Below are 19,844 nucleotides of genomic sequence, written 5' to 3'. Positions count from 1 at the left end.
ACGGGGGCGATGGCGCTGCGACACAGTTTTAGCGCGATGTCGCGGTAGGACGGCTTGTCGCGGGCCGTGTACGGCTATCGACGGGGCCGGGCGGCTTTGCCAGAATGCACGCACACCCACCCGAACGGCAGGGACTGGATCTGGAAATGGCGGATAACGTGCCCGAAACCGGCGAAAACGCGATGCCACTCGCCGTAGAACGGCTCTACAGGGCGGCGGATCTGTCGAAACTGGACTTTAAGACGACCGCCGATCTGGAGCCGGTCGAAGGGCTGATCGGCCAGAGCCGGGCGCTCGACGCGATCACGGTGGGCACCGGCATCGTCAGGCAGGGCTTCAACCTGTTCGCCATCGGTCCGGCAGGCGCGCTCACCCGGAAGGCGGTGGAACAGGTCCTCAAGGAGGCCGCAGAGGACCGGCCGGCGCCGAGCGACTGGGTTTACGTCAACAACTTCAAGGAGCCGCAGAAGCCGATCGCGATCGCCCTGCCGGCCGGCCGCGCGGTGCAGTTCCGCGACGCCATGCGCGAGCTGATCGAGGCCCTGAAGACGGCGATCCCGGCGGTGTTCCAGAGCGAGGAATACCAGACCCGGCGCGGCTCCATCGACGAGGCGTTCCAGAAGCAGCAGTCGGAAGCCTTCGCCGAACTGCAGAAGAAGGCGGCGGCGCAGAGCATCGTCATCGTGCGCACGCCGCTCGGCTTCACGCTGATGCCGGCGCACGAGGGCGAGGTGATCCCGCCCAACGAGTTCAACGCGCTGCCCGAGGAGGAACGCGACAGGATCCAGGCGATCATCGAGACCCTGGAGAAGGACCTCGAGCACATCATCCACCAGATCCCGCAATGGGAGAAGGAGCGGCGCGACGAGATCCGCCGGGTCAACACCGAGACGGCGCAGGTCGCCGTCGAGCAGCCGATCGCCGAGGCGGTGCAGAAGATGGGCGATATCGACCGCGTCGCCGAGCATCTCAAGGCGGTGCAGGCGGACCTGATCGAGAACATCAGCATCTTCGTCGGCCAGGCCGGCGGCGGCGAGCAGTCGGAGTCCGGCGACACGATCGGCGGCGCGTTCGACCGCTACGAGGTCAACGTGCTGGTCAGCGAGGCCGCCGGCGACGGCCAGGCGCCGGTGATCGAGGAACTGCATCCCACCCTGCCCAACCTGACCGGCCGCATCGAGCATATCGCCCGACAGGGCATGCTCATCACCAACTTCCGGCTGATCAAGCCGGGCGCGCTGCACATGGCGAACGGCGGCTACCTGATGCTGGACGCGCGCAGCCTGCTCTCAGAGGCGTTCAGCTATCAGGCGCTGAAGCGCGCCCTCAGGCAGAAGAAGATCGTCATCGAGGACGTGAGCCGGCTGGTGGGGATGAGCAGCACGATCTCGCTGGAGCCCGATCCGATCCCGCTCGACGTCAAGGTGGTGCTGTTCGGCGACCGCGTCCTCTACTACATGCTGTCGTCGATCGACCCGGAAATCGGCGAGCACTTCAAGGTGGTCGCCGACTTCGAGGACGATTTCGACCGCTCGCCGGAGAACGAGGCGATCCTCGCCCGCTTCGTCGCCTCGATCCTCGCTCGCGAGGAGCTGAAGGCGCTGGACCGCGATGCCGTGGCGCTGGTGCTGGAGCACGCCTCCCGGCTGGCCGAGAACGCCGGCAAGCTGACGCTGATGGTCGACGAGATCCGCGACATCCTCACCGAGGCCGACTACTGGGCCAAGGCGGAGACGCGCGAGATCATCGCGCGCGCGGACGTGCGTAAGGCGCTGGACGAGCGCATCCGCCGGGCCGCGCGCCTGCGCGACCGCAGCCAGGAGATGATCCTGGACAAGGTGGCGCTGATCGACACCGACGGCGCGCGCGTCGGCCAGCTCAACGGGCTCAGCGTGCTGTCGCTCGGCGGCTTCGCGTTCGGGCGGCCGTCGCGCATCACCTGCCAGGTGACGCCGGGCAGCGGCAAGGTCGTCGACATCGAGCGCGAGGTCGAGCTCGGCGGGCCGATCCATTCCAAGGGCGTGCTGATCCTGGCGGGCTTCCTGTCCGGGCGCTTCGCCCTCGATATCCCGATGTCGCTGTCGGCCAGCCTCGTGTTCGAACAGTCCTATGGCGGGGTGGAGGGCGATTCCGCCTCCTCGGCGGAGCTGTACACGCTGTTGTCGGCGATCGCGGAGATCCCGCTGCGCCAGGACCTGGCGGTGACCGGCTCTGTCAACCAGCACGGCGACGTGCAGGCGATCGGCGGGGCCAACGACAAGATCGAGGGCTTCTTCGACATCTGCAACGCGCGCGGGCTGACCGGAAACCAGGGCGTGCTGATCCCGGAATCCAACGTGCGCCACCTGATGCTGCGCGACGACGTGGTCGAGGCCTGCAAGGCGGGCCGGTTCGCGGTCTATCCGATCGCCAGCATCGACCAGGGGATCGCGCTGCTGACCGGCAGGCCGGCGGGCACGCGCGGCGCCGACGGGCGCTATCCCGACGGCAGCGTCTACCGGGCCGTCGAGGACCGCCTGCAGCGGTTCGCCGAGATCCGGCGCAGCTTCGGGCGCGGGGGCGAGGGCGGGGCGGAGACGAAGCCATGACGGCGCGCATCGCCTACAAGCGGGTGGTGATGGGGCTGCACCAGAGCACCCCGGACCGGGCGACCGTGCGGCTCGCGGCGGAGTTCGCCGGTCTGTTGCGCCTCGATCTCATGGGCCTGTTCATCGAGGACCCCGGGATGTTCGCGCCGGCGCAGCGCGCGGGCGCGCGCGAGTTCCAGCTTCTGGGCCGGCGCTGGCGGCCGCTCGAATCCGCGAACCTGACGCGCGACATCGAGCTGTGCGCGCTGTCGGCGCGGCGCATGCTGGACGAGACGGCGAAGACGCTGGGCGTGCCGAGCCGCTTCGAGGTGGTGCGGGCGGCGCTCCGCGAGGCGATGACGGCGGTCTCGCAGGCAAGCGACATCGTCATCATCGCCGAGCCACGCAATCCGGCCGAGCGTGCCATCGCGCCGTTTCCGCAACTGGTGAAGGCGGCCTTCGAGTCGGCGGCCACGGTCCTCTATCTGCCGCGCCGCATCGCCCGGGTGCGCGGGCCGGTGGTGGCGATCGCGACGTCCCCCGACGACCCCAGCCTTGCCATCGCCGAGTCGATCGCCGCCGCGGCGCAGGAAAGCCTGATCGTGATCGAGTCCTTCAAGCGCGAGGACGAGGCGGCGCCGGGCATCGCCGGCGCGGCCGGCATCCCGGCCGCGCGGCTGAGCGTGGCGCGGTCCGCGCTCGGCGACATCCGGTCGTTGTCCTCGGCGATCGGGGGCCTCCACGAACGGATGATCGTGGTGACCCGCGGCGCCGTCGGCGCGGGCGACGGCGACAGGCCCGCCGAGCTGGCCGCGCTGCAATCCGTGCCGGTGCTTCTGGTCGAGCCGGCCGGCGAGCCGGCGAGCGAACCGGGGCTGGGGCCAGCGCCGGAGCCAGAGACGGAGACGAAGACGGCGTAGCGGTTCCCGTTTGCGTCGCGTCATGGGGATCGCGCATCGCGAGACTTCCCTGCGTTAAGCACGAAATAGCCCGTCGAAAAGCACCGCTTCCCGACCTCCCTGACGATACGTAATATGCCGCGGGTTCCACTTCCGCGGGACGATTCGTCCCCAGACAGCACGCATTCGGAGATGTCCATGAAGGCCAGGCGCGTATTGGCTGGTTTCGCCGTCGTTTTCGCCACGATCACGAGCGGCATGGCCCATGCCCAGCAGGCCCCGGAGGTCGCGGCGACCGGCGACCGACCCGGCTTCGGCCCGATCATCCCGGGCGCGCAGCCGGCGCGGCCCGACGACGCCGGCATCCTGGCCCAGGCCGTCGGCGACATGGACGGCGACGGCCGGGACGAACTGGTGGTGGGGCTCGGCCACTATCCGCCGCAGACGAACCGCAGCGAGCGGATCGTTGTGCTCTCGCCCGACGCCAACGGCGTGCTGGTCGAGCGGACGACGGACCTGGTCGGTGCACCCCCGTCCTTCACCCATCCGCGCTCGATCCAGATGAAGGATCTGAACCGGGACGGACGCGCCGACGTGTTCATCGCCGGGCACGGCTACGACACCGACCCGTTCCCGGGCGAGCGCAACGCACTGCTGATGTCGAACGCCGGCGGCAAGCACACCAAGGTGACCAGGGGCTTCCCGAAGTTCAAGGACTTCACCCACGGCGCCGCGCTCGGCGACGTCAACGGCGACCGGCGCGGCGACGTCTTCGTCGGCAACGGCTTCGGCAAGTCGCCCAAGTCGCGGCCCTATCTGCTGCTTGGCAGACGCGGCAACGCCGTCGGCGTCTCGCGCAAGCTCGCCGACGACGTGCTCGGCCCCGACACCTACTATTCGTCGGCGGCGCTGGCCGACGTCAACGGCGACGGCCGCGACGACCTGATCCTGGGAACCAACGGCAACGGCAAGCGCGACCGGCTGCAGCGCAACGTGATCTATTTCAACACGGGCCGGAAGACGATCTTCCGGTCCGACACGCCGGACGTCGTCCTGCCGCGCGGGCGTTACGGCGACGGCACCAACACCGTCGACATCCGTACCGCCGACATCAACGGCGACGGCTTCACCGACCTGATCATGGCCCAGCACGGCAACGTGCCGACGTTCCACGGCTACGGCATCCAGGTCCTGATCAATCGCGGCAACGGCCGGTTCCGGGACGAGACGAAAAAGCGGTTCGGCGGTCCCATCAAGGACAGCGACGGGCAGTTCCTCAACCACGTTATGCCGGCCGACTTCTTCGGCGACGGCCATCCCGACTTCGTCACCTTCGGCGGCGTCGGCGACGGCGCGCCGCCGGTCTTCTACATCAACGACGGCGCCGGGTTCTTCGCCCGCCATGACAAGGGCCTGTTCATGCCGCCAGAGGACGACTACCTCTATCACGGCATGGCGCTGCCCGCCGACGTCAACGGCGACGGACTGAGCGACATCATCAACATGTCGTTCGGCGGGGGCGATTTCGGCACCGCCACCTACCTCAACACCGGTCCGACCGGTGCGCAGACGGTGCCGACGATCGTGCGCCAGCCGCGCAGGGCGACGGTGAAGCGGACGGACAGGAAGACGGTCCGGCTTTCCATCGCCGCGACGGGCGGCCGTCCGCTGTCCTACGCGTGGACGCACAACGGCAATCCGGTGGCGTCCGACGGCCCGGTGCTGACGATCAAGCGTCCGAAGAAGCGGCATGCCGGCGTCTACCGGGTCACCGTCAGCAACGACACCGGTACGGTGGCGAGCCGTTCGGTCCGGGTGCGGGTGCGATAGCGATCCGACCCGGACGACGGTCCGTTCGCCGGCCCGCGTGACCCGATCCCGGTGACCCTGTCCCGATGACCCTGTCGCGATGACCCGGGCCCGTTGACGGGGCGGAAACGGTTGCCGTGGTAAGCCGTCTGCCCAGATGTCGGTGGAAACCGGCAAACGGCAGGGAGGCGGCGGAACAATGCAATCGGTTCGCACGCAGGTCTGCGTCGTCGGCGGCGGTCCGGCCGGCGTCATGCACGGCCTGTTGCTGGCGCGCGCCGGCATCGAGGTCGTGGTGCTGGAGAAGCATGCGGACTTCTTCCGCGATTTCCGCGGCGACACCATCCATCCATCGACGCTGGAGCTGATGCACGAGCTCGGCGTGCTGGAGGATTTCCTCGCGCTGCCGCACCAGAAGACCCCGAAGATCAACGCGCGGTTCGGCGACTACGAGGCGACGGTCGCCGATTTCACGCACCTGTCTACCCAGTGCAGGTTCATCGCGATGATGCCGCAGTGGGACTTCCTGAACTTCATCGCCGCATTCGGCAGGCGCTACCGCACCTTCGACCTGCGCATGGAGACCGAGGCGACGGGCCTGATCGAGGAGGGCGGCAAGGTGACCGGCGTCACGGCGCGGACGCCGGAGGGCGACGTCGAGATCCGCGCCGACCTGGTGGTAGCCGCCGACGGGCGCCACTCGACGATCCGCGACGCCAGCGGCCTCCATGTCGAGGAACTTGGCGCGCCGATGGACGTCCTGTGGTTCCGGCTCCCGCACAAGCCCGACGATCCGGAGACGACGACGTTCTTCTTCGAGGCCGGCCACGTCGTCATCCTGCTCGACCGGGGCGACTACTGGCAGGTCGCCTACATCATCCCGAAGGGCGGCTTCGACCGGATCAGGGCGCGCGGCACCGACCCGTTCTTCGCCGAGCTCTTGCGTATCGCCCCGTTCCTCGCCGACCGGACCTCGGAACTCGCCAACTGGGACGACGTCAAGCTCCTGTCCGTCCAGGTCGACCGGCTCGGGCGCTGGCACAGGCCGGGCCTGCTTCTGATCGGCGATGCCGCGCATGCGATGTCGCCGATCGGCGGTGTCGGCGTGAACCTGGCGATCCAGGACGCGGTCGCCGCGGCCAACATCCTGGCCGGGCCCTTGCGCGCCGGCGCGGTGAGGGAAGAGGATCTCGCCGCCGTCCAGCAGCGCCGCGAATTTCCGGTGCGGGTGACGCAGAAGATGCAGCTGATGATCCAGGACCACGTCATCCGCCCGCTGCTGGGCAAGCGCGGTGCGCTGAAGCCGCCGCTGCCGGTGCGGCTGGCCGACCGGGTGCCGATGCTGCGGCGGCTTCCCGCCCGGCTGATCGGCGTCGGGGTGCGGCCGGAGCACATCGAGACCGCCGAGGACCCGGCAGCGCGCGTCGGGGCAGCACGCATTGGGGCGGCGCGCGGCGGGGGTGCGTCGGCGGCGGCTTGAGCCGTCCGGCTATTCGGCCGCCGGCGGCTTTGTGGTCATCGACTTGTCGGGGATCAGGGTGCCGGCGAGCGCGATGGCGGTGGCGAAATCCGGCGCCAGCCGGACCCCGTCTCCGGGATGCAGGATGCGCATGGCGATCAGCGTGCGCTTCGGCTCGCGCTGCAGGCCCGACAGGATCACCGTGGCGTGGTGGCGCCTGGCCCGGTTGAGGAATTCGCGCAGCCGCGACGCCCCGCTGGAATCGATGATCGGCACCTCGCGCATGCGCATGATGTAGACGCGCGGCGGCGTGCCGATGCGGTCGACGACGTCGGCGAGGCGGTTGGCGACGCCGAAGAACAGCGGGCCGCGCATCTGCAGCACCTGGATCTCGGGGGGCAGGGCGTCGAGATCGACCAGTCCCCGGCGGTGGGCGTGCACGGTTTCGTCGTCCTCGTCGCGCTCGATGATCGTCGTGCCGGGGCGGCCGATCGCCACGACCTCGCTCATGCGGTGCATGAACAGGACGGCGGCGAGCACCACGCCGACCTCGATGGCGACGGTGAGATCGACCAGCACCGTCAGCCCGAAGGTGACGAGCAGCACCAGCCGGTCGCCGAGCGGGGCGGACAGGAGTTGGCGGAAGCGCTCGACCTCGCTCATGTTCCAGGCGACGACGACCAGCACGGCGGCGAGGCTGGCCAGCGGAATGAAGGCGGCGAGCGGCGCGGCGACCAGCATGAACAGCAGCAGGAAAGCGGCGTGCAGAATGCCGGCAACCGGCGACCGCGCGCCGGAGCGGATGTTGGTGGCGGTGCGGGCGATGGCGCCGGTCGCCGGCAGGCCGCCGAAGAAGGCCGACGCGGTGTTGGCGACGCCCTGGGCCACCAGCTCGCAGTTGGAGCGGTGGCGGCGGCCGGTCATGCCGTCGGCGACCATGGCGGAGAGCAGCGACTCGACGCCGGCGAGGAAGGCTATGGTGAAGGCGCTGGGCAGAAGCTCGGCCATCCGCGCCAGGCCGAGCTCGGGCATCCGCGGCATCGGGATCTCGCTGGGAATGCCGCCGAAGCGCGAGCCGATCGTGTCGACCGGCAGGCCGGCCAGCGCGACGACGAAGGAGGCGAGCACCACCGCGACCAGGAAGCCCGGCGCCCTGGGCGCGTAGCGGCGCAGGGCCAGGATCAGCGCCAGTGCGCCGGCGGCGATCGCCACGGTGGCCGGATCGACGGTGGCGCGGGCGGCCCACATGGCGTGCCACTTGTCGAGGAACTCGGCGGGCACGTCGGCCATCTGCAGGCCGAAGATGTCCTTGATCTGGCTGGAGAAGATGATGACGGCGATGCCGGAGGTGAAGCCGGTCACCACCGCGTCGGGGATGTACTTGATCCAGGTGCCGAAGCGGGCGAGGCCGGCGACGATCAGCATGACGCCGGCCATCAGGGTGGCCAGCAGCAGGCCGTCGTAGCCGTGCTGGTCGATGACGCCGTAGACGACGACCACGAAGGCGCCGGTCGGCCCGCCGATCTGGAAGCGGCTGCCGCCGAGGGCGGAAATCAGGAAACCGGCGACGACCGCGGTGATCAGTCCCTGCGCCGGCGAGGCCCCGGACGCGATCGCCAGCGCCATGGCGAGCGGCAGGGCGACGATGGCGACGGTCAGGCCGGCGACGGCATCGTGGCGGAAGGCGACGAGGTCGTAGCCCTCGCGCAGGGTCGTCACCAGCTTGGGCACGAACAGGCGCCAGTCGAGGTGGCGCAATCCACGGGCAGCGTTGTCGATCATGGCGGAACGGTTGGTTGCGGGCGTCAGCCGGCCTCCGGGTGCTTCGGCCTGAGGCGGACGCCGCGGCCGCCGGCCGGGCTCTGGGCGTTCTCGCCGATCAACTCGATCCCCGAGTCCTCCAGCGCCGCGACCACCTTGGTCAGGGTGTCGACGACGCCGCGCACGACATTGCCGCTCGTCTCCATGCGCTGGATCGTGGCGAGCGAGACGCCGGAGCGCTCGGCCAGCGTCCTCTGGTCGATGCCCAGAAGCGCCCTGGCGGCGCGCAGTTGGCCGGAGGAGATCATGCGGTTGAGCCGGAGGTGCGATTTTCGATGCTGCATGGAACCATAATAATTGGCTTCTGTCTAGCTATATTGATGTCTAAACCATCATCTATGCCGTTTAATCCCGCCGCGTACGTAGAAATACGATCCGTATTAGTTGCAATTGAAACTGGTTTCGCCGGTTGAGACACTTGTCCCGAGGCGGCAGACGCTCCGAACCCGCGTGGGGCGGCGCCGCGAAACGGAGGACGCCATGTTCGAACGCCTGATCAGGAACCAGGACCGTCACGCCAAGCTGATGGGCGAGATGATGCGCCGCTTCGGGGCGCTGGAGGGCGACGCCCTCAGCATGAACGACGCATTTGCCCTGGAGGGCGCCGCGCGCCGCTGCATGGGATGCCGTTCGCTCGAGGAATGCGAGCATTGGATGGCGACGACCTCGGGCACGGAGGGCGCCGACGCGTTCTGCCCCAATGTCCGTCTGTTCGCCGACTTGGCCGCCTGACCGGACGGCGGATCGCCACGAACCATACGCCGCGGGCGGCCACGATCCGCCCGCCGGTGCGCGCGCCGCGCACGCAATCGTGACCGGCCGGATCACGTCCGCCATCTTGCCCGCCGCGTAGGCAGCAAGCAGATATCGGCAGATTATGCCAATATGCCGCTGCTGAAACGCCGGACGATCCGATGGCCGAAGCCCTTCACGCCTTCTACGACCGCATCCCGCTCATCGACCGGTTCGAGACCGTCGGCGACACGGCGCGCTATGTGCCGCTGCCCGACGGCTGGCATGTCGGCGTCGCCGACGTGGAGAACTCGACCCGCGCGATCGCGGCGGGGGGCTACAAGGCGGTCAACATGGTCGGCGCCGCGGTGATCGCGGCGACGATGAACGCGCTGAAGACACGCGACTATCCCTTCGCCTTCGGCGGCGACGGCGCGGCGATCGCGGTGCCGCCGGAGGCGGCCGAAACGGCGGCGGACGCGCTGGCCCGCGTGCGCCGGTTCGCCAGGGAATCGCTCGATCTCGAGTTGCGGGTCGCACTGCTGTCGGTCGAGGCCATCCGCGCGGCCGGGCACGACGTCCGCGTCGCCCGGCTCGGCGTGTCGCCGCATCTCTCGTTCGCGCTGTTCTCCGGCGGCGGCGTGCACTGGGCCGAGCAGGAGCTGAAGGCCGGCCGGATCGCGCTGCCGGAGGCGGCGGACGAGGCCTGGCCGGACCTCGCGGGCCTGTCGTGCCGCTGGGAGCCGATCGCGGCGCGCAACGGCCGCATCCTGTCGCTGATCGCGGTGCCGGCGCCCGGCGCGCGCGAGGCCGATTTCGCGGCCCTGGTGACGCGCATTTCCGAGATCGCCGAGGCGGCGCCGGACCGGGCCGTGCCGGTTTCGGCGGAGAAAATGGTGCCGAAGGTGTTCTCGTCGGGCCTGGCGATCGAGGCGCGGATCGCCCGCGGGTCGATCCGAACGGCGCTCGCCTATCTCAAGCTGGCGGCGTTCTCCGCCTTCGTCTGGGTGCTGTTCCGCAACCACTGGCGCTTCGGCGGCTTCGATCCCGACGCCTACAAGGACATGAGCGTCGTGAACTCGGACTTCCGCAAGTTCGACGACGGCCTGCGCATGACGCTCGACTGCAATGCAGACGTGGAAGCCAGGATCCGCCAGGCGCTGGACGCGGCGCAAGCCGACGGGATCGCCGACTACGGCATCCATACCCAGGACGCCGCGCTGATGACCTGCCTGGTGCCCTCGGCGCTGACCGACGACCACATGCATTTCATCGACGGGGCGGCCGGTGGCTACGCGCAGGCAGCCGTCGCGCTCAAGGGGCGGATCGCCGCGCGCGCCGAGGCCGCGTGAGCCAGCCGATCAGGCGGGTGCCGTTGGGCCGGACCGGACCGAACCGATGCCGGGACCGGCTCAGAGCGGCTTCTTCACCCATTTCTGAATGACGCCGACGATGCCTTCGCGGAACAGCATCACGGCGATGACGAAGATCGTGCCCTGGATGATCGTGACCCAGGCGCCGAAGGTGGCCAGATAGTTCTGCATGGTGACGATCACCGCCGCGCCCGCGATCGGCCCGAAGACGGTGCCCATGCCGCCGAGCAGCGTCATCAGCACCACCTCGCCCGACATCGTCCAGTGCACGTCGGTCAGCGAGGCGAGCTGGAAGACGAAGGTCTTGGTGGCGCCGGCCAGCCCGGCGAGCGTCGCCGACAGCACGAAGACGGTCAGCTTGTAGCGATTGACGCGGTAGCCGAGCGAGATCGCGCGCGGCTCGTTCTCGCGGATCGCCTTGAGGACCTGGCCGAAGGGCGAATGGACCACGCGGTAGATGAACAGGATGCCCGCGAAGAAGATCGCCAGCACCATCCAGTAGGTGGCGAGGTGGTCGTCGATCGGCACGAAGCCGAACAGATCGTTGCGCGGCACGCCCTGGATGCCGTCCTCGCCGCCGGTGAACGGCACCTGCAGCGAGAAGAAGAAGACCATCTGCGCGAAGGCGAGCGTGACCATGGCGAAGTAGATGCCCTGCCGCCGGATCGCCAGCGAGCCGAAGGCGAGCCCCAGCACGGCGGCGGTCGCCGTCCCGGCCAGGATCGCCAGCTCGGGCGACAGGCCCCACGCCTTGGCGGCATAGGCGGAGACGTAGCTCGCCGAGCCGAAATAGGCGGCATGGCCGAAGGACAGCAGGCCGCCGAAGCCCAGCAGAAGGTTGAAGGCGCAGGCGAACAGCGCGAAGCACAGGACCTTCATCACGAAGACGGGGTAGAGCAGGAAGGGCGCGGCGATGCCGGCGACCAGGAGCAGGGCGAATATCACCATGTGGTAGGCGGGCATGCCCATCAACCTGGCCGCGGCGCCGGCACCGGCCGGGGCGGGCTGATTGTCGGTGACGGAAACCATCAGGCGGTCCTCCCGAACAGGCCGGCGGGCTTGATCATCAGCACGATGGCCATGATGACGAAGATGACGACCGCGGAGCCCTCCGGGTAGAACACCCGCGTCAGGCCCTCGATCAGCCCGAGGCCGAACCCGGTGACGATCGAGCCCATGATCGAACCCATGCCGCCGATCACCACCACGGCGAAGACGACGATGATGAGGTCGGCGCCCATGTTGGGATTGACCGAGTAGATGGGGGCCGCCAGCACCCCGGCGAAGCCGGCCAGCGCCACGCCGAAACCGTAGGTCAGCGTGATCATCAGCGGCACGTTGATGCCGAAGGCGCCGACCAGGGTCGGGTTCTCGGTGGCGGCGCGCAGATAGGCGCCCAGCCGCGTCTTCTCGATGACGAACCAGGTGCCGAGGCACACGACGAGCGAGGCGACGATGATCCAGCCGCGATAGTTCGGCAGGAACATGAAACCGAGGTTCTGCCCGCCGGAGAGCGCCGACGGCATGCCGTAGGGCAGGCCGGAAATACCGTATTCGTTGCGCAGCACGCCCTGCAGGATCAGCGCCAGGCCGAAGGTCAGGAGCAGCCCGTAGAGATGGTCGAGGTGATAGAGCCGCGAGATCAGCAGCCGTTCGATGACGATGCCGGTGGCGCCGACGATGAGCGGCGCCAGGAGCAGCGCCCACCAATAGCCGATGCCGAGAAAGTTGAGCAGCATCCAGGCGACGAACGCGCCGAGCATGTACTGCGCGCCGTGGGTGAAGTTGATGATGTTGAGCAGGCCGAAGATGATGGCCAGGCCCAGGGACAGCATCGCATAGAACGAGCCGTTGATGAGGCCGAGCAGGAGCTGGCCGAAGAGGGCTTGTGGCGGGATGCCTAGGAGCTCGAACATGACATGTCTTCCCGGTCGCGAACGCCTGGTTGCAGCCGGGGCGCGGCGCGCCGCCGCGCCCCGGCCGGTTCCGCCTTTACTTGACGAGCGGGCAGCCGCCTTCCTCGAGCGGACGGAACGCCTGTTCCGCCGGCGTCGTGGAAACGGTCTCGTAGTAGTCCCACGGACCTTTCGATTCCGCCGGGGTCTTCACGCGGAACAGATAGGAGTTGTGGATGTGGCGGCCGTCGGGGCGCACCTGACCCTCGCCGAACACGGGATCGCTGCTCGGCATTTCCTTCATCTTCGCGATGACGGCCCCGGCGTCCTTGTCGCCGAGCGCGGCGACGGCCTTCAGGTAGTGAAGGACGCTCGAATAGACGCCGGCCTGGATCATGGTCGGCTTCTTGCCGGTCTGTTCCTCGAAGCGCGCCGACCATGCGCGCGTGTCGTCGTTGAGGTCCCAGTAGAAGCTGGAGGTCAGCAGCAGGCCCTGCGCCTGGTCGAGGCCGAGGGCATGGATGTCGCTGATGAAGACCAGCAGGCCGGCGAGCGACTGGCCGGCCTGGGTGATGCCGAACTCGGAGGCCTGCTTGATCGAGTTGATGGTGTCGCCGCCGGCATTGGCCAGGCCGATGACCTTGGCACCCGACGCCTGGCCCTGGAGCAGGAAGGACGAGAAGTCGGTGCCGGGGAAGGGCGTGCGCACGGAACCGACGACCTTGCCGCCGCTGGCCTCGACGACGGCCGAGGTATCGCGCTCGAGCGCATGGCCGAAGGCGTAGTCCGCGGTCATGAAGAACCAGGTGTCGCCGCCGCTTTCCACGACCGCGCGACCGGTGCCGTTGGCGAGCTGCCAGGTGTCGTAGGTCCAGTGAATCGTGTTGGGCGAGCAGGCGGTGCCGGTCAGGTCGGAGGTGGCGGCGCCGGAGTTCAGGAAGACCTTGTTGGCCTCGCGGGTGATATCGTTGATGGCGAGCGCCACCGACGAGGTCGGCACGTCGACGATGACGTCGACATTCTCGGTGTCGTACCACTGCCGCGCGATGGTCGAGCCGACGTCCGGCTTGTTCTGATGGTCGGCCGAGACGATCTCGACAGTGAGGCCGTTGGCCGCCGGGTCGAAGTCTTCAACCGCCATGCGCGCGGCCACCGCCGATCCCTCGCCGGCGACATCGGCGTAGATGCCCGAGCGGTCGTTGAGGACACCGATCTTGACGTCCACCGCATAGGCCGGAATAGCGAATGCGGCGACGGCAACGGCGCCCAGAAGTATCCCCTTGTACGTCATGTCTTTCACTCCTCCTTGGTGCGGCGCGTGAAACGCCTTTCTTGATTCAGACGCCCAGATAGGCGTGCAGTTTCTCGATGTTGGCATCGAGTTCGTCGTTCAGGATCTGGTCGACGACCTTGCCCTGCTCGACGACGTAGTGGCGGTCGGCGACGGTGGCGGCGAAGCGGAAATTCTGCTCCACCAGGACGATCGTGAAACCTTCCGCCTTGAGCCGCTCGATCGTCCTGCCGATCTGCTGGATGATGACGGGCGCCAGGCCCTCGGTCGGCTCGTCGAGCAGCAGGGTCTTGGCGCCGGTGCGCAGGATGCGGCCGATGGCCAGCATCTGCTGTTCGCCGCCGGACAGCTTCGTGCCCTGGCTTGACAGCCGCTCCTGCAGGTTCGGAAAGAGCTCGAAGATGCGCTCGATGGCCATGCCGCCGGATTTGACCTGCGGCGGCAGCATTAGATTCTCCTCGACCGACAGCGAGGAGAAGATGCCGCGCTCCTCGGGACAATATGCGATGCCGGCCCGGGCGATGGCGCGCGCCGGCAGGCCGATCGTTTCCCTGTCCTCGAAGGTCACCGATCCGGTGCGCTTGGCTAGGATGCCCATGATCGCCTTCAGCGTGGTCGTCTTGCCGGCGCCGTTGCGGCCGAGCAGCGTCACGACCTCGCCCTCGTGCACGTCGAAGGTGACGCCGTGCAGCGCGTGGCTTTCGTCGTACCAGGCGTTGAGATCGCGCACGGACAAAAGCGGCGCCTGCGCCGGGCGCGCCTGCGGCCGGGCGGCGCGTTCAGCATCAGCCATGGCCGGCTCCGATATAGGCTTCGACGACGTCGGGATCCTTCGAGACGCTGGCGTAGTCGCCCTCGGCGAGCACCCGGCCGCGCGCCAGCACGGTGATCGTGTCGGACAGCGAGGAGACGACCGAAAGGTTGTGCTCGACCATCAGCACCGTACGGTTGGCGGCGACGCGCTTGATCAGCGCGGAGATGCGGTCGACGTCCTCGTGGCTCATGCCGGCCATCGGCTCGTCGAGCAGCAGCATTTCCGGATCGAGCGCCAGCGTGGTGGCGATCTCCAGCGCGCGCTTGCGGCCGTAGGACAGCTCGCCGGCATGGACGTCGGCGAATTCGGACAGGCCGACCTCGCCGAGCAGATCCAAGGCACGGGCGCCGAAGCTGCTCAGCACCCGCTCGGAGCGCCAGAAATCGTAGGAATCGCCGCGCTTGCGCTGCAGCGCGATGCGCACGTTCTCCAGCGCGGTGAGGTTGGGGAAGACGGCCGAGATCTGGAAGGACCGCACGAGGCCCATGCGGGCGATGTCGGCCGGCGACATCGCGGTGATATCCTCACCCTTGTAGGTGATCGTCCCGCGGGTCGGCGACAGGAACTTGGTCAGAAGATTGAAGCAGGTGGTCTTGCCCGCCCCGTTCGGCCCGATGAGCGCGTGGATCGTGCCCCGTCTCACGCTCAGGTCGACGCCGTCCACCGCGAAGAAGCCCTTGAACTCCTTCGTCAGGTCGCGCGCCGACAGAATAATGGCATCTGTCATGCGAATGCCGTTCCTCCTCAACGCTCCGGTTGCGGAGAGGCACAGGCTTATTCAGGCCGACTTACGGCCCACCCTTCGTGCCGCACCTTGGTCCAAGCGCATTTATTGACTGAATGAATGCATGAGCGGGTGGCTTATGCAAGGCCGCAGAAAGACGCGGCCGGCATCGGCAACCCGTTGGGCTGATTAATTTAACCGGCGATCTATTCCAAGGCGTCAGGTCGACATCTGCCGCTGGGGGAACCAGTGCGCGGTCCGGTTGACGAAGGCGACCAGCGACAGCATCACCGGCACCTCGATCAGCACGCCGACGACGGTGGCGAGCGCGGCGCCGGAGCCGAAGCCGAACAGGCTGATGGCGGCGGCGACCGCCAGCTCGAAGAAGTTGCTGGCGCCGATCAGGGCGGAGGGGGCGGCGATGCAGTGGACCTCGCCGGTGACGCGATTGAGAAAGTAGCCGAGGCCGAAGATGAGATAGGTCTGCAGCAGGATCGGCACGGCGAGCAGCACGATGATGAAGGGCTGCGCCAGGATCTGCTCGCCCTGGAAGGCGAACAGCAGCACCAGCGTCGCCAGCAGGGCGATCACGGACACCGGCTGAAGCCGGGCCAGGAACGCGGCGAAGGCGGCCTCGCCGCGGCGCAGGACGGCACGGCGCAGCACCTGGGCGATGATCACCGGCACGACGATATAGAGGACCACCGAGAGAACCAGCGTGTCCCACGGCACGATGATCGCCGACAGCCCGAGCAGCAGCGCGACGATTGGCGCGAAGGCGAACACCATGATCGTGTCGTTCAGCGCGACCTGGGACAGGGTGAAATGCGGCTCGCCCCTGGTCAGGTTGCTCCAGACGAAGACCATCGCCGTGCAGGGAGCCGCCCCGAGCAGGATGAGCCCGGCGATGTAGCTGTCGACCTGATGCGCGGGCAGGAGCGGGCGAAACAGCCAGCCGATGAACAGCCATCCCAGCAGGGCCATCGTGAACGGCTTCACCGCCCAGTTCATGAACAGCGTGACGCCGATGCCGCGCCAGTGCTCGGCGACCCCGGACAGGGCAGCGAAGTCGATCTTCACCAGCATCGGGATGATCATCAGCCAGATCAGCGCGGCCACCGGCAGGTTGACGTGCGCGATCTCCATCGATCCGAGCGCCCGCGCGAAATCGGGAAAGACGTGGCCGAGCGCAACGCCGGCGACGATGCACAGGGCGACCCAGAGGGTCAGGTAGCGTTCGAAGAGCGTCATGGCGGCTGCGTCCGGTGGAATGTTCGAGCGGGCGATGGTCGGTAGGGCGATGGTCTTTTCGGGCGATCGTCGTTCGGGGGGCGGTTCAGGCTGCCGTTTCGTCGGCGCCCGGCTTGCCGATGTCGTGCAGGTGCTTCTGGAGAGTCAGCCGGTCGAGCGAGGAAAACGGCAGGTTGACGAAGATCGAGATGCGCTGGTGCAGCATCCGGTAGGTCTCCGCGAACGCCGCGCGCCTGACGGCTTCGCTGCCGGTGGCCGCGGCCGGATCGGGCAGGCCCCAATGCGCCGACATCGGCTGGCCGGGCCAGATGGGGCAGGCTTCGCCCGCCGCGTCGTCGCAGACGGTAAAGACGAAATCGAGCCGCAGCGCGCCGGTACCAGTGCCAGGGCCAGGGCCGGCGAACTCGTCCCACGATTTCGACCGCAGGTCGTCGACGGGATGGTTCAGGCCCTTCAACAGATCGATCGTGTAGGGGTGGACGGCGCCCTTGGGATGGCTGCCGGCGGACAGGGCGGTGAAGCGCGGGTTGCCGATCCGGTTCAGGATCGCCTCGGCGATGACGGAGCGGGCGGAATTGCCGGTGCACAGGAACAGCACGGTGTAGCGATCGGTGCTCATTCGGATACCTCGCAGGCGGGGGCGTCGGCGCAGCTTTGGGCGATCGCGTCGGACAGGCCGCCGCAGATCTCGGGATGGCCGCCGCAGCAGTCCTCGGTCAGATGCACCATCAGCCGCCGCATCTCCTCGATCGCCACCGCGTAGAAGATGTTGCGGCCGCGCCGCCAACTCGTGACGAGGCCGGCCTGCTCGAGCTGGGCGACGTGGAAGGTGAAGGCCGAGGGCCGCAGGTCGCAGGCCCGGGCGAGCGCGCCCGCGGGCATGCCCGACGGGCCGGCCCGCATGAGCGTGCGGAACAGGGCGAGGCGGTGGGTCTGTCCCAGCGCGGCGAGGCGGGTGACGGCGCGTTCGTGATCCATAGTTCAATGATACAAGAATTGTTGAAATGTCAATGGGCCAACAGCGCCGCTCGGTACCGCCGCGGTCGAGCAGGGCGGGGCCACGGGACACAATGCCGCCCGCCTCCCCATTGCGCCCCTTGCCCCGTTCGCCTAGATAGGCGGCGAATTCTCCGAAATCTCAGAACGGGTTAAGGGCGGATATGGCGCGCCAGTTCATCTATCACATGCAGGGCCTGACAAAGACCTACACGGGTGGCAAGAAGGTCCTGGAAAACATCAACCTGAGCTTCTACCCGGACGCCAAAATCGGCGTGCTGGGCCCGAACGGCTCGGGCAAGTCGACGCTGCTGCGCCTCATGGCCGGGCTCGATACCGAGTACTCCGGGGAGGCCTGGCTCGCGGACGGGGCGACCTGCGGGTACCTGCCGCAGGAGCCGCAGCTCGACGAGACCAAGGACGTGCGCGGCAACGTCATGGATGGCGTCGCCGAGAAGCAGGCGATCCTCGACCGCTACAACGAACTGATGATGAACTACTCCGACGAAACGGCGGAGGAGGCATCCAAGCTGCAGGACGACATCGACCGGCTGAACCTGTGGGATCTCGATTCGCAGGTGGAGCAGGCGATGGACGCGCTGCGCTGCCCGCCGCCGGACTCCGAGGTCTCCAAGCTGTCGGGCGGCGAGCGCCGCCGCGTGGCGCTGTGCCGGCTGCTTCTCGAGCAGCCCGACCTGCTGCTGCTCGACGAACCGACCAACCATCTCGACGCCGAGACCGTGCACTGGCTGGAAAACCACCTGCGCGAATATCCCGGCGCCATCCTGATCGTCACCCATGACCGCTACTTCCTGGACAACGTCACGGGCTGGATCCTGGAGCTCGACCGCGGCCGCGGCATTCCCTACGAGGGCAACTACTCGGGCTATCTGGAGAAGAAGGCCAAGCGGCTGGCGCAGGAGGGCCGCGAGGACGATGCACGCGAGCGCGCGCTGTCGCGCGAGCGCGAATGGATGGCCGCGTCGCCGCGCGCCCGCCAGGCCAAGTCGAAGGCGCGCATCCAGGCCTATGACGACCTGCTCAAGAAGAACGACGAGCGGATGAAGTCGAGCGCCGCGCAGATCGTGATCCCGCCCGGGCCGCGCCTCGGCGACGTCGTCATCAATGTCGAGCACCTGACGAAGGGCTACGGCGACCGGCTGCTGATCGACGATCTCTCGTTCAATCTGCCGCCCGGCGGCATCGTCGGCGTGATCGGCCCCAACGGCGCCGGCAAGTCGACGCTGTTCCGCATGATCACCGAACAGGAAACCCCGGATTCCGGCGAGATCGCCCTCGGCGATACGGTGAAGCTCGGCTATGTCGACCAGAGCCGCGACGCGCTCGATCCCAACAAGACCGTGTGGGAGGAAATCTCCGGCGGCAGCGAGGTGCTGGAACTGGGCAAGCGGGAGGTGAACTCGCGCGCCTATACCTCGGCGTTCAACTTCAAGGGCGGCGACCAGCAGCAGAAGGTCGGCTCGCTGTCGGGCGGCCAGCGCAACCGGGTGCATCTGGCCAAGGTGCTGAAGTCCGGCGCCAACGTGCTGTTGCTCGACGAACCGACCAACGACCTCGACACCGAGACGCTGGCCGCGCTCGAGGACGCGCTGGAGGATTTCGCCGGCTGCGCCGTCGTGATCAGCCATGACCGCATGTTCCTCGACCGCCTCGCCACCCACATCCTCGCCTTCGAGGGCGACAGCCATGTCGAATGGTTTGAGGGCAACTTCGAGGACTACGAGGAGGACAAGAAGCGCCGCCTCGGCCCCGACTCGGTGATGCCCAAGCGGATCAAGTACAAGCGGCTGACGCGGGCGTAGACGCGGTCAGCGGCTGGACGGATCGGCCTATCCGGGTCGTCTTTATGCCGATGACCGAAGCGGAGACCCTCGTGCGTCAGGATATGCGCGTGGAGCGTATCGAGAACCGGCTGAACCTGATCGCGGCGTCGTTCATACGGTAGAGGGCCGGGGCGCCGTCTTGCCTGCCGCCCGTGGGTCCCGGATCACGGCCGGGACACGCGGTTTCTGTTTGGCGTATAGCCGTGCCACCCGAACAGCCTCGTGCCCTGGACTTGATCCAGGGCCCATTCGGCGAGTGCGACGGTCGCCGGCCATTGCATCGATTCCCTCGGGCGAACGCACCGCGAGAGCCACGCTCCATGCGAAGCTGGTCGCGCGGCTACCGCTTGAGGCGCCGGAGCAGAGCCC

Annotated in this window: 17 protein-coding genes; 7 read left to right on the top strand and 10 right to left on the bottom strand. The window is 68.1% G+C overall.

Annotated elements, in window-relative coordinates; genetic code table 11:
* Nucleotides 1-182: 182 nt before the first annotated feature.
* The 4 genes from ACSF9G_RS02960 (at nucleotide 183) to ACSF9G_RS02945 (ending at nucleotide 6,755) form a co-directional block, all read left to right on the top strand.
* Nucleotides 183-2,588: a Lon protease family protein gene (locus tag ACSF9G_RS02960; protein ID WP_436638137.1), complete on the top strand. Its 2,406-nt coding sequence runs from the start codon at nucleotides 183-185 to the stop codon at nucleotides 2,586-2,588.
* On the top strand, nucleotides 2,585-3,487 hold the full coding sequence (locus ACSF9G_RS02955; protein ID WP_436638135.1) for a hypothetical protein: 903 nt from the start codon (nucleotides 2,585-2,587) through the stop codon (nucleotides 3,485-3,487). Before ACSF9G_RS02960 ends, ACSF9G_RS02955 begins: the two co-directional genes overlap by 4 nt.
* 177 nt (nucleotides 3,488-3,664) lie before the next feature.
* Nucleotides 3,665-5,296, top strand: coding sequence for an FG-GAP-like repeat-containing protein (locus tag ACSF9G_RS02950; RefSeq protein WP_436638133.1), 1,632 nt, complete (start codon nucleotides 3,665-3,667; stop codon nucleotides 5,294-5,296).
* Between the two features lie 178 nt (nucleotides 5,297-5,474).
* The gene (locus ACSF9G_RS02945) at nucleotides 5,475-6,755 is read left to right on the top strand and encodes an FAD-dependent oxidoreductase (protein ID WP_436638131.1); all 1,281 of its coding nucleotides are present in this window, start codon (nucleotides 5,475-5,477) and stop codon (nucleotides 6,753-6,755) included.
* A gap of 9 nt (nucleotides 6,756-6,764) precedes the next feature.
* Here the strand turns inward: ACSF9G_RS02945 and ACSF9G_RS02940 are convergent, their stop codons facing one another.
* Both ACSF9G_RS02940 and ACSF9G_RS02935 read right to left on the bottom strand, forming a co-directional pair.
* Nucleotides 6,765-8,516, bottom strand: a complete 1,752-nt coding sequence (locus ACSF9G_RS02940) for a SulP family inorganic anion transporter (RefSeq protein ID WP_436638129.1) — start codon at nucleotides 8,514-8,516, stop codon at nucleotides 6,765-6,767.
* A gap of 23 nt (nucleotides 8,517-8,539) precedes the next feature.
* Nucleotides 8,540-8,803 (bottom strand): helix-turn-helix domain-containing protein, encoded by a 264-nt coding sequence (locus ACSF9G_RS02935; protein ID WP_436639644.1) that lies wholly within the window; start codon nucleotides 8,801-8,803, stop codon nucleotides 8,540-8,542.
* A 232-nt stretch (nucleotides 8,804-9,035) separates the two neighbouring features.
* Here ACSF9G_RS02935 and ACSF9G_RS02930 point away from each other — a divergent pair, with 232 nt between their 5' ends.
* Together ACSF9G_RS02930 and ACSF9G_RS02925 are read left to right on the top strand one after the other, a co-directional pair.
* A complete protein-coding gene (locus tag ACSF9G_RS02930; protein WP_436638127.1) occupies nucleotides 9,036-9,287 on the top strand; it encodes a DUF6455 family protein in 252 nt (83 codons plus the stop codon).
* A 182-nt stretch (nucleotides 9,288-9,469) separates the two neighbouring features.
* Complete coding sequence (locus ACSF9G_RS02925) at nucleotides 9,470-10,639, top strand: DUF3095 domain-containing protein (protein ID WP_436638125.1); 1,170 nt, start codon at nucleotides 9,470-9,472, stop codon at nucleotides 10,637-10,639.
* A gap of 60 nt (nucleotides 10,640-10,699) precedes the next feature.
* Here ACSF9G_RS02925 and ACSF9G_RS02920 read toward each other — a convergent pair whose 3' ends face one another.
* From ACSF9G_RS02920 to ACSF9G_RS02885, 8 genes are all read right to left on the bottom strand, one after another.
* The gene (locus ACSF9G_RS02920) at nucleotides 10,700-11,689 is read right to left on the bottom strand and encodes a branched-chain amino acid ABC transporter permease (RefSeq protein WP_436638123.1); all 990 of its coding nucleotides are present in this window, start codon (nucleotides 11,687-11,689) and stop codon (nucleotides 10,700-10,702) included.
* On the bottom strand, nucleotides 11,689-12,576 hold the full coding sequence (locus ACSF9G_RS02915; RefSeq protein ID WP_436638121.1) for a branched-chain amino acid ABC transporter permease: 888 nt from the start codon (nucleotides 12,574-12,576) through the stop codon (nucleotides 11,689-11,691). The genes ACSF9G_RS02920 and ACSF9G_RS02915 overlap by 1 nt, the downstream gene beginning before the upstream one ends.
* 76 nt (nucleotides 12,577-12,652) lie before the next feature.
* Nucleotides 12,653-13,846: an ABC transporter substrate-binding protein gene (locus tag ACSF9G_RS02910; RefSeq protein ID WP_436638119.1), complete on the bottom strand. Its 1,194-nt coding sequence runs from the start codon at nucleotides 13,844-13,846 to the stop codon at nucleotides 12,653-12,655.
* A gap of 46 nt (nucleotides 13,847-13,892) precedes the next feature.
* A complete protein-coding gene (locus ACSF9G_RS02905; RefSeq protein ID WP_436638116.1) occupies nucleotides 13,893-14,639 on the bottom strand; it encodes an ABC transporter ATP-binding protein in 747 nt (248 codons plus the stop codon).
* Nucleotides 14,632-15,387, bottom strand: coding sequence for an ABC transporter ATP-binding protein (locus ACSF9G_RS02900; protein ID WP_436638114.1), 756 nt, complete (start codon nucleotides 15,385-15,387; stop codon nucleotides 14,632-14,634). The genes ACSF9G_RS02905 and ACSF9G_RS02900 overlap by 8 nt, the downstream gene beginning before the upstream one ends.
* Before the next feature lie 216 nt (nucleotides 15,388-15,603).
* Complete coding sequence (arsB, locus tag ACSF9G_RS02895; RefSeq protein WP_436638112.1) at nucleotides 15,604-16,635, bottom strand: ACR3 family arsenite efflux transporter; 1,032 nt, start codon at nucleotides 16,633-16,635, stop codon at nucleotides 15,604-15,606.
* Nucleotides 16,636-16,720: 85 nt separating this feature from the next.
* Complete coding sequence (locus tag ACSF9G_RS02890; RefSeq protein ID WP_436638110.1) at nucleotides 16,721-17,254, bottom strand: arsenate reductase ArsC; 534 nt, start codon at nucleotides 17,252-17,254, stop codon at nucleotides 16,721-16,723.
* On the bottom strand, nucleotides 17,251-17,613 hold the full coding sequence (locus ACSF9G_RS02885) for an ArsR/SmtB family transcription factor (RefSeq protein ID WP_436638108.1): 363 nt from the start codon (nucleotides 17,611-17,613) through the stop codon (nucleotides 17,251-17,253). The genes ACSF9G_RS02890 and ACSF9G_RS02885 overlap by 4 nt, the downstream gene beginning before the upstream one ends.
* Before the next feature lie 182 nt (nucleotides 17,614-17,795).
* Between ACSF9G_RS02885 and ettA the strand changes: the two genes are divergently transcribed.
* Entirely contained in the window at nucleotides 17,796-19,454 is a 1,659-nt protein-coding gene (gene ettA / locus ACSF9G_RS02880; protein ID WP_436638106.1) for an energy-dependent translational throttle protein EttA, read from the top strand.
* Nucleotides 19,455-19,844: the final 390 nt, after the last annotated feature.

The sequence above is a fragment of the Microbaculum mangrovi genome (assembly GCF_051390635.1).
In the GTDB taxonomy this organism is placed as follows: domain Bacteria; phylum Pseudomonadota; class Alphaproteobacteria; order Rhizobiales; family Tepidamorphaceae; genus Microbaculum.
The sequence above is the reverse complement of the archived record's forward strand: the minus strand, read 5'-3'. Positions and strand labels throughout refer to the sequence as shown.

Coding starts and splice junctions, on each gene's coding strand:
- ACSF9G_RS02960 (WP_436638137.1), top strand. CDS start 183: ATGCCACTCGCCGTAGAACGGCTCTACAGGGCGGCGGATCTGTCGAAA.
- ACSF9G_RS02955 (WP_436638135.1), top strand. CDS start 2,585: ATGACGGCGCGCATCGCCTACAAGCGGGTGGTGATGGGGCTGCACCAG.
- ACSF9G_RS02950 (WP_436638133.1), top strand. CDS start 3,665: ATGAAGGCCAGGCGCGTATTGGCTGGTTTCGCCGTCGTTTTCGCCACG.
- ACSF9G_RS02945 (WP_436638131.1), top strand. CDS start 5,475: ATGCAATCGGTTCGCACGCAGGTCTGCGTCGTCGGCGGCGGTCCGGCC.
- ACSF9G_RS02940 (WP_436638129.1), bottom strand. CDS start 8,516: ATGATCGACAACGCTGCCCGTGGATTGCGCCACCTCGACTGGCGCCTG.
- ACSF9G_RS02935 (WP_436639644.1), bottom strand. CDS start 8,803: ATGATCTCCTCCGGCCAACTGCGCGCCGCCAGGGCGCTTCTGGGCATC.
- ACSF9G_RS02930 (WP_436638127.1), top strand. CDS start 9,036: ATGTTCGAACGCCTGATCAGGAACCAGGACCGTCACGCCAAGCTGATG.
- ACSF9G_RS02925 (WP_436638125.1), top strand. CDS start 9,470: ATGGCCGAAGCCCTTCACGCCTTCTACGACCGCATCCCGCTCATCGAC.
- ACSF9G_RS02920 (WP_436638123.1), bottom strand. CDS start 11,689: ATGGTTTCCGTCACCGACAATCAGCCCGCCCCGGCCGGTGCCGGCGCC.
- ACSF9G_RS02915 (WP_436638121.1), bottom strand. CDS start 12,576: ATGTTCGAGCTCCTAGGCATCCCGCCACAAGCCCTCTTCGGCCAGCTC.
- ACSF9G_RS02910 (WP_436638119.1), bottom strand. CDS start 13,846: ATGACGTACAAGGGGATACTTCTGGGCGCCGTTGCCGTCGCCGCATTC.
- ACSF9G_RS02905 (WP_436638116.1), bottom strand. CDS start 14,639: ATGGCTGATGCTGAACGCGCCGCCCGGCCGCAGGCGCGCCCGGCGCAG.
- ACSF9G_RS02900 (WP_436638114.1), bottom strand. CDS start 15,387: ATGACAGATGCCATTATTCTGTCGGCGCGCGACCTGACGAAGGAGTTC.
- arsB (WP_436638112.1), bottom strand. CDS start 16,635: ATGACGCTCTTCGAACGCTACCTGACCCTCTGGGTCGCCCTGTGCATC.
- ACSF9G_RS02890 (WP_436638110.1), bottom strand. CDS start 17,254: ATGAGCACCGATCGCTACACCGTGCTGTTCCTGTGCACCGGCAATTCC.
- ACSF9G_RS02885 (WP_436638108.1), bottom strand. CDS start 17,613: ATGGATCACGAACGCGCCGTCACCCGCCTCGCCGCGCTGGGACAGACC.
- ettA (WP_436638106.1), top strand. CDS start 17,796: ATGGCGCGCCAGTTCATCTATCACATGCAGGGCCTGACAAAGACCTAC.